Origin of the sequence: Variovorax saccharolyticus (assembly GCF_030316765.1) — a bacterium.
Taxonomy (GTDB): Bacteria; Pseudomonadota; Gammaproteobacteria; order Burkholderiales; family Burkholderiaceae_C; genus Variovorax; species Variovorax saccharolyticus.
The window spans coordinates 56,705-63,921 of record NZ_JASZYT010000022.1 but is presented as its reverse complement, the minus strand read 5'-3'; the positions used below and the strand labels follow the sequence as shown (position 1 = coordinate 63,921).

The following is a 7,217-nucleotide window of genomic DNA, read 5'->3' as shown; positions in this document are numbered from 1 at the left end:
AGGCCGTGGCTTCAACGAGCTGAAGGTCACCGAAGCCGATTGCAGGGCCCAGGGCAAGGCGAGGAACCGCACCGCGCTGATCGCCTGCTTCGAGCCGAACCGGCGCGTGGATATCCGCGCTACGGGCGAGCAGCCGGGCTAAGGGTGCATTGATCAAGCGACCGAAGGGGCACCCGTTGGCTTGATCGGTCGGCGTTCAGTTGGAGCGGCCACGCAGACGGCTGCAATGGCTTGGGCGCGCCGCGGTGAAACGCGGGCGCCCGCTGCCACGGACTCCTGGGGGCGGGGAAATGACGATCGGCCGGGCGCGTACGACTCTCGCGCTGGTGTTCTACCAGCGCTGCTTTTATCTCTTTGTCGCAATGCTCGCGCTCATCATGGCGATGCTGCTGCTCGAGCCCACGCCCCGCGGACGGATCATGCTGAACGGCGGCAACCTCCTCGTCGTGATCGCAGCGGTCGCCGCGATAGGGCGCACCCAGCTGTCGTTCGTGATCGCGCTTCTTTTGGCGATGCCGACCCTGGTCTTTCAGCTGCTCGCGATTGACGGAAGCGACTCGCGGTTTCTCCTGCACTCCTGGATGTTCGGCGCCGCCCTCTACGCGGCGACGATCGGATACCTGCTGCGCTACGTTTTTCAGCATGACGTCATGACGGCCGACAAGCTCTATGGCGCCGCGGCCGCCTACCTGATGCTCGGCGCGCTGTGGGCGTATCTCTACGCGATGGCCAACCACATTCAGCCGGGGTCGTTCGCGTTCGGCGGTGCCGTCATTTCGCCGCCGATCGGCGACTTGCTCTATTTCAGTTTCACCGTGTTGACCAGCACCGGTTTCGGGGACGCCGTGCCGGTGCAACGGTACGCGCGCGGGCTGTGCGTGCTCGAGCAGCTTGTAGGGGGCCTCTTCCTCGCGATCCTGATCGCCCGCTTGGCCGGCGTCTACCCTCCGCGCAGAGAGGATTCCGGGACGTAGCGGCGGTCCGTTCCCGATTGCCCTAGCCAATCTTCCAGTACAGATTGATCAGCGCGGCGTCGACGGTTTGAAAGGCGAGCTGCCGCGCGACATCGATGAGTTGCACAATGCGTCGACCTGTCATCCCGTCGTTCAATCTCCGTCGCCTCCGCGCTTTTCGTTGACTTTCGCGCGCTCGATTTGCGCGTCACTCCGAACCCTCCACCTGTGGTGTGGGATTCCCGCGCCTGGCTTCACAGACCGCAGCCGCGTCATGCCGCCCGTGCATGCATGGATTCTTCGTGCGCTTGTATCAGCATGCTGGACGGCGGACGAGGGAAATTGATCGACTCGCATCTCGTTGAAACGGTACAGTTCGGTCTGCTGCGCGCATGTCGCTCCTGACCGAGTTCGCAATCAGCGGGGCAAGGCCTTCGGATGGAAGCAGAAAACGGGATAAGCATCGCTGGAATGCGTCGTTGCCACGCCGAGCGCGGAGGATGCTTCTGTCTTGGCCGATGTGGTCCAGCGTCCTCTCCTATCCGACGTGGATGGAGTTTGATCTCGGATGCGTGGAACTTTTCAAGCTGGCACCCGACGAGCGCTCCGGCGCCCAGGGCGCGTGGCGAGGATGAAGACGCCGACCCGGTCGATTGACGGTCGGATCGGAGCCGAGCTTGTTTCGACCTCGCGGAGGTCGAAGCGTGAACTCAGTTCATCTGGGCAACGTTCATCAGGTCCTCGTTCGGTGTCCCGTCGGGATCGATGCTGACAAGCAATCCCTCCTGTCCCGGCTTCCGAGAGACCCGGCTTCCGAGTTCGAACTCTCCAACTCCGATCCATTTGACAACATGGACGTCGTTAGTCAAGGTCAGGGTGGGGATCTCCGAACGGTCCATCACGTCACCCACAGTGAGCCCGACGGTGCCGATCGCTTCGGCGCCAAGTTGCGCTCGATTCCCTGCACGGCGCGGTCACTACTTCGCCGTTCACGACGGTAATGCCCGTGACCACGAATTTGCCCATCGTCACCTCCTCGTCGTGGAGGCCACAGTATGCCAGCCGGCTGGCTTGCGGACGGTCGACAGTGGAACGGGGCAGTGTCGCAAATCTGGAACTTTGCCAAGTCTGTCGTCGTGAGTGTTGCGTCATAGACGCTCGACAGTTTCAACTCCATGCCCGGCTCTCGCCAAGACAACCTTCAGCTTCGGCCCGGGAACCCCGTCAGGCAAGGTGGGACCAAACGGAATATCCTGCCATGAGCGAATGAACTATCTTGACGACCGAAAGCGGCCGGCTCGCCACCGTCGATCCAGAGATTGGTAGGGGTGTCGGCAATGCAGCGCAGCACTTTGACAGCATCGCCGTGGGCACATCGCCTGACAGCAATGACCATTGGAAGGGTCGCCATCGTAATCACCCGTCGTAGAGACCGCAGCATTTGATCGAGCCAGCGTCCCGACGCTAGGTCAGCACGCCAAGCACTTGCAGATCGGACTCGATCAGAAGCTCTGGGGCGGCCGCATTGCCGCCGGTCCAACAATTTCGGCGATGCGTTCGTTCGTCGCGAGGAATGGCTCCTCCATTCGAAAGCGCGATCCGGTTAAGAGCAAATTGAAGTCGGAAACGAACTGATTCTCTTGCGGATCGATTGGCTCAAACACCTCAATGCACCTTCCGGGCTCTTGAACCAATGCGAAGCGTGCATCGGCTTCGTCCAGCCAAGCGAAGCAGCATCGAAGCCTCCTGGAGCGTTGTGGGAATTCGATGGCTCGTATACGCTCGCCGACGAACTCGCTGACGAACTCGCTGGTCAGCCGCGCCTACGGCCCGGCATCCAGATCCCTGATCGCCGCGATAGCTTCGTGCCTGGACTCAATCAGCGCCTCCTCCTCCGAGCGAGCACCGGCGTCGCGGCTCCTGACAGGCTCCCGGTCGTCGATCTGGAACGACCAGCTCCATCGGTCGCCGGTTGGCCAGACCTCGATCGTGACCTGATGCCCGTGGTGTTCAAAGCTGGTGTCGGACATGTGTCGCCTCCATCGGTGGGACCTGAGGTATGAAAGACCTTTCCTTCCGCCCCGATGGTGCGCGCAATGCTCGATGGCAGCAAGACTCCGGCGCGGCGCCAGCTCTCCTCGCTGGCGGGGCGTTGACGCCACCCCGGTGCCCCTCTCGGTCGAAAAGAAGAACCTAGGCCACTCGTCGATCGCGACAACTCCGGCTATCTCAATACCGATGAGAAGGAACGGCTCAAGGCGATGTCAGTTTCTGGGGAGCTGACCAACGACTCAAACGGACAAATCGAGTGCGTTACGTTTATAGCGCGCGAAACCGTCAGTTTCGAGCCGCGAGTACGTCAAGTAGCACTCCCTCCGATTTGAGATGAGGCAAGGTCAATGAGCGCTGGAGGCGCAACTTCACTGGGCGTCCGTCTCACCGCCGGCGCGCCCCGGCGCCACCCGCAAGGATTCGGGCGCTCGGTCTGCCTCGCGGGTCGCCCACTCTTAGTTGAGGGCCTGGATGGCGTGGAACTGAGCACGTGTCGTGCAGGCCGTCGGCGCCCGCTTGAGAAACTCTGCGCCAACGCCACTCGCGTTACCGAGGTCACGCACAAGTCGGATCCAGCAAGTCGCGAGACCTTCGTGACTTTTTTCCTGCTCGACGGACCAAGCTCAACGTAGCCTGGCTGTGTCGGAGCAAAGCACTCGCACAATGCCGGAATGGCGTACCACTCGACATTTCAGACGACGAACTCTTCCAGCGGGTTCAGGTGCTTCGGATGCAAGCAAATGAGGGCAATCAAACCGCCCTCCGCGAAGCCCTCGAAATGGAAACCGAAGCTAGGCGCCGCTTTTCGGCGGCCACTACGCTCGCGGCACCATTGGCAGCCTTGCCGGTAGCGCGCCGACCGTGGTGGCGGTTCTGGTAGCAGAGGCCTGCAAGCTCACACGCTCCAAGGCAATGTTCACCAATTGCGAGCCTGCCACAGCCGATGCCGTGCATCGCGTACGTTCTTCTCCACCTGGCCTTTCCCAGCCGGAGGCCGGGTTGCAACTCGGTGCCCCTTAGTCAATAGGCAAGACGGCTCTAAGGCGGTATCAGGGGAAGTTGCGCGTTCGTTCGGACGGGTAGTGGAAGACGCTGATGGGCGACGACGGGACCTCGAAGGGACTGCTTGGGGGCCGCGTCGGTGGTGCGATGCACCACGGGGCGCTTTCCGAAACGCACACCCGAGGATCGGGTGAGGTTCTTTGGGCGTGCGAGTTCGGACGCTGCGGGCATCTGCACCGATTCTGAACGGCTCCAACACCTTGACCGCGAGCGAACTCCTGCATTTTTGACTGAAGATGATGAATCCTATTGCGATTCGATTCGATTCGATTCGATTCGATTCGCGAGTTGGTTCTATCGGTCGGTTCGTCGCCAGTGTCTTCAGCTCGGCGTGGGAGTTCCTGCAGCCTGGGACCAAACGCGGCGTGGCTGTCTGGTGTTGGACCTGCACATGCCTGGGATGAACGGGTTGTCGCTGCGCAAGCGCCTTCAGGACATGACAGTCTGCCTACCGATCGTGTTCATTCGCGACAGCGTAGGCATACCAACGGCCGTCCAGCCATCAAAAAACGGCGCGGTGGACTTCCTGCAAAAGCCGTACCGTGCTCGAATACTGGCTTCGGCGACGCCGAGCGCGACGCGGAGGTGGTCTGAGTTGCGGGGCATGCAGCGATACTTTGACCGCTCTTTTCCTCCATTCGGGTTGAAGCCCATAGCCGTAAGCTTGGCACGGGCCGCCCGACGAAACATGGTCAGGCGATGGATCCTCAAGCATTGAGCGCGCGAAAGCTAAACCACCTGAGTGCGACGCCAGCATTCGAGTGGCGCAGTCCTACGCGCGCAACCCAAGCAAGGCTGGCGTCGTCACCAATCTCGCGCGGGTAGAACGGCTCATCGATGAGGGTGCTCGCCTTCTGGATGCAGGACCTCATGCTGGAAGCCCAGGGAAGAGGCTGCTGGCCGGACAAGGCTGTCCGCCTGGGACGGCGGCGGTGCGCACCTCATCGCTGCCCTCGATCTTTAGACCAAGGAACCCGCATGACCGCCACGCCCCCACGAACACTCAGCCCCATCATTCGAGACCGGGGTGGCGCGGTGGAGCCGATTCCCGCTGCGATCGCGGCAATCACGGGGCAGCCGCTGACGGCGGTGGTGCGGACGCTGTGGCAGTGCATTGGAGCGCTCAAGGGCATCTCAGGAGTCCAAGGCGAGGTGTCGCCCGAGGATGCCTCCCATGTGGCGTTGCATCGTTTTGGCTATGAGCCGCACCGCCTGTACGCTGACCAGCGCCGGCATCCGGTCGTGGGCGAGCTCCTTGGGACGTATGCGCGCTCGCCTGGTCCGTGCGAGCGCCTCCTGGCCATTTGCGAGTCCGGCTCGGCGTTCGCATTCTTAGGTGACCAGGTGGGCGCCTGGACCGGCAGCGCACCCACCACTCTCAGCGCCTTGGTGAGAGCGGGCACGATGGAGCTGGATGCCCCGGTTCGATTCGCGATGACGGTCAAGGCGCATCGCCCCACGCCCATCGCGGCCCCCGACCACAAGTTTCTCGAGTCCGTGGCGATCCCGGCGTTCGCCCTGGCTGACGCCTACAACATTGAAGTCTTGCCCGTCGGTTGGCCCTATTGGAACCTGTCGTTTCCGGGTGAGATGACTGATGGTGGGCCGGGGTCGGGCGCCACGTTGGTCTGCGGCGAGCACGAATTGCTGACCGCAATCAACGACCGCGTTCGTCAGCTCGAGCACGCTGGGGAGGTCGCAGGAAAGCTCTTGGCACAGCTGAAAGCCGCGCCCCGCCGTTAGGCGGCAGGCCGATGTGCCTACTGGCGCTCATGGCCTCGGGATGGATAGGAGACCTTTCGCACTCTTTGACTGACTCGCCGGTGCTGAGCGTCAAGCCTGTGCGTAGGCACCTGTGCCTCCCGGCCAGGCCGTGAGCACTTCGCACCCCTCGGGCGTCACGGCGACCATGTGTTCCCACTGCGCGGAAAGAGACCCGTCCTTGGTCACGACGGTCCAGCCGTCGCGCAACTGCCTGGTTTCGCGCTTACCGGCGTTGAGCATCGGTTCGATGGTGAAGACCATCCCCGGCTCCAGCTCGAGGCCCGCCCCGCGCCGCCCGTAGTGCAGGACTTGCGGTTCATCGTGATAGACCTGCCCGATGCCGTGACCGCAATATTCGCGCACCACGCTGAAATGCTCCCGTTGGGCGACCGTCTGGATGGCATGGCCAACATCGCCCAGCGTCGCGCCAGGCTTGACCTGCCGGATGCCGGCGAGCATGGCTTCGTACGTCGTCTCCACCAAGCGTCGAGCCAACACGCTGGGGGCACCGACGAAGTACATGCGACTGGTGTCACCGAACCAGCCATCCTTGATGACCGCGACATCGATATTGATGATGTCGCCCTTCCTCAGAATCTTGGTCAAAGAAGGGATGCCGTGACAAACCACCTGATTGACGGAGGTGAGGATGGCCTTCGGATACCCCTGATACCCGACGTTGGCTGGAATGGCCCCCTGGACATTCACGATATGGTCGTGGCAAATGCGGTCGAGCGCCTCCGTGCTCACCCCCGGCACGACGTAGGGCTCGATCATGCCTAGAACCTCTGCGGCAAGGAGGGCGGCGCGCCGCGCCATCCCGACTTCCTCGGTGGACTTGATCGGAACGCCGCGAGCCATCAGTGCCTCCCCGTCGAGGATGCACGGGGCTTGCCAGAATGGGGCGTAACGGCCGCGGTAATGTCCAGGCCCCCCGCGAGTTCGGCTCGTATCAACAGTTGGCAGATTTCCCGGTGGTCCAGCTCCGGGTGCATCTCGGTCAGCATGCCGACGCGCATCCAGTGCTCTGCCTGCGCATTGATGGACCTGCTGAGCGCGTTGCCAGCGACGCGCAGGTTCTCGTGCATCAGCTCTGAAATCTTTACGATACCCATCTGCTACCTCTGTATGAAACGTATATGAAGTATATACGTTTCGCATAGCGTCGATGTTGCTGCAGAAGAAGAACTCGTCGTTCGATGAGCCCCTCCGAGTGGGCCCCGGATGCTGTCACCGAGAGGCGGCGGCCCCCGCCGCCTTGAGGGGAGGGGGTGCTCGGAGCGGCGTGCCCGCACCGGCCAATCCGATCGACTAGGCGGCGCCGAGGACCGTAAACCGGCCGGCGGCGAAAAGCGGCTACCGGTGCTTGGGAATGGATCGTCGACG

Annotated in this window: 6 protein-coding genes; 3 read left to right on the top strand and 3 right to left on the bottom strand. The window is 62.4% G+C overall.

All coding sequences use genetic code 11. From position 1 onward, the window contains the following. Positions 1 to 290 precede the first annotated feature (290 nt). On the top strand, positions 291 to 974 hold the full coding sequence (locus QTI45_RS35280) for an ion channel (protein ID WP_286374434.1): 684 nt from the start codon (positions 291 to 293) through the stop codon (positions 972 to 974). A gap of 1,802 nt (positions 975 to 2,776) precedes the next feature. Here the strand turns inward: QTI45_RS35280 and QTI45_RS35275 are convergent. Continuing rightward, entirely contained in the window at positions 2,777 to 2,983 is a 207-nt protein-coding gene (locus QTI45_RS35275; protein ID WP_286374438.1) for a hypothetical protein, read from the bottom strand. Between the two features lie 1,163 nt (positions 2,984 to 4,146). Between QTI45_RS35275 and QTI45_RS35500 the strand changes: the two genes are divergently transcribed. Together QTI45_RS35500 and QTI45_RS35270 are read left to right on the top strand one after the other, a co-directional pair. Beyond that, on the top strand, positions 4,147 to 4,785 hold the full coding sequence (locus tag QTI45_RS35500) for a response regulator (protein WP_353621391.1): 639 nt from the start codon (positions 4,147 to 4,149) through the stop codon (positions 4,783 to 4,785). A gap of 260 nt (positions 4,786 to 5,045) precedes the next feature. After that, complete coding sequence (locus tag QTI45_RS35270; RefSeq protein WP_286657671.1) at positions 5,046 to 5,810, top strand: hypothetical protein; 765 nt, start codon at positions 5,046 to 5,048, stop codon at positions 5,808 to 5,810. 90 nt (positions 5,811 to 5,900) lie between these two features. On the opposite strand, the gene map is transcribed toward QTI45_RS35270, so the two are convergent. Together map and QTI45_RS35260 are read right to left on the bottom strand one after the other, a co-directional pair. After that, positions 5,901 to 6,692: a type I methionyl aminopeptidase gene (gene map / locus QTI45_RS35265; RefSeq protein WP_286657670.1), complete on the bottom strand. Its 792-nt coding sequence runs from the start codon at positions 6,690 to 6,692 to the stop codon at positions 5,901 to 5,903. After that, positions 6,692 to 6,946, bottom strand: a complete 255-nt coding sequence (locus QTI45_RS35260; protein ID WP_286373798.1) for a ParD-like family protein — start codon at positions 6,944 to 6,946, stop codon at positions 6,692 to 6,694. Before QTI45_RS35260 ends, map begins: the two co-directional genes overlap by 1 nt. Between the last annotated feature and the right edge of the window lie 271 nt (positions 6,947 to 7,217).

What these genes read in the sequence shown, in the direction of transcription:
- map (WP_286657670.1), bottom strand. Translation starts at nt 6,692, where the DNA reads ATGGCTCGCGGCGTTCCGATCAAGTCCACCGAGGAAGTCGGGATGGCG.
- QTI45_RS35275 (WP_286374438.1), bottom strand. Translation starts at nt 2,983, where the DNA reads ATGTCCGACACCAGCTTTGAACACCACGGGCATCAGGTCACGATCGAG.
- QTI45_RS35270 (WP_286657671.1), top strand. Translation starts at nt 5,046, where the DNA reads ATGACCGCCACGCCCCCACGAACACTCAGCCCCATCATTCGAGACCGG.
- QTI45_RS35260 (WP_286373798.1), bottom strand. Translation starts at nt 6,946, where the DNA reads ATGGGTATCGTAAAGATTTCAGAGCTGATGCACGAGAACCTGCGCGTC.
- QTI45_RS35280 (WP_286374434.1), top strand. Translation starts at nt 291, where the DNA reads ATGACGATCGGCCGGGCGCGTACGACTCTCGCGCTGGTGTTCTACCAG.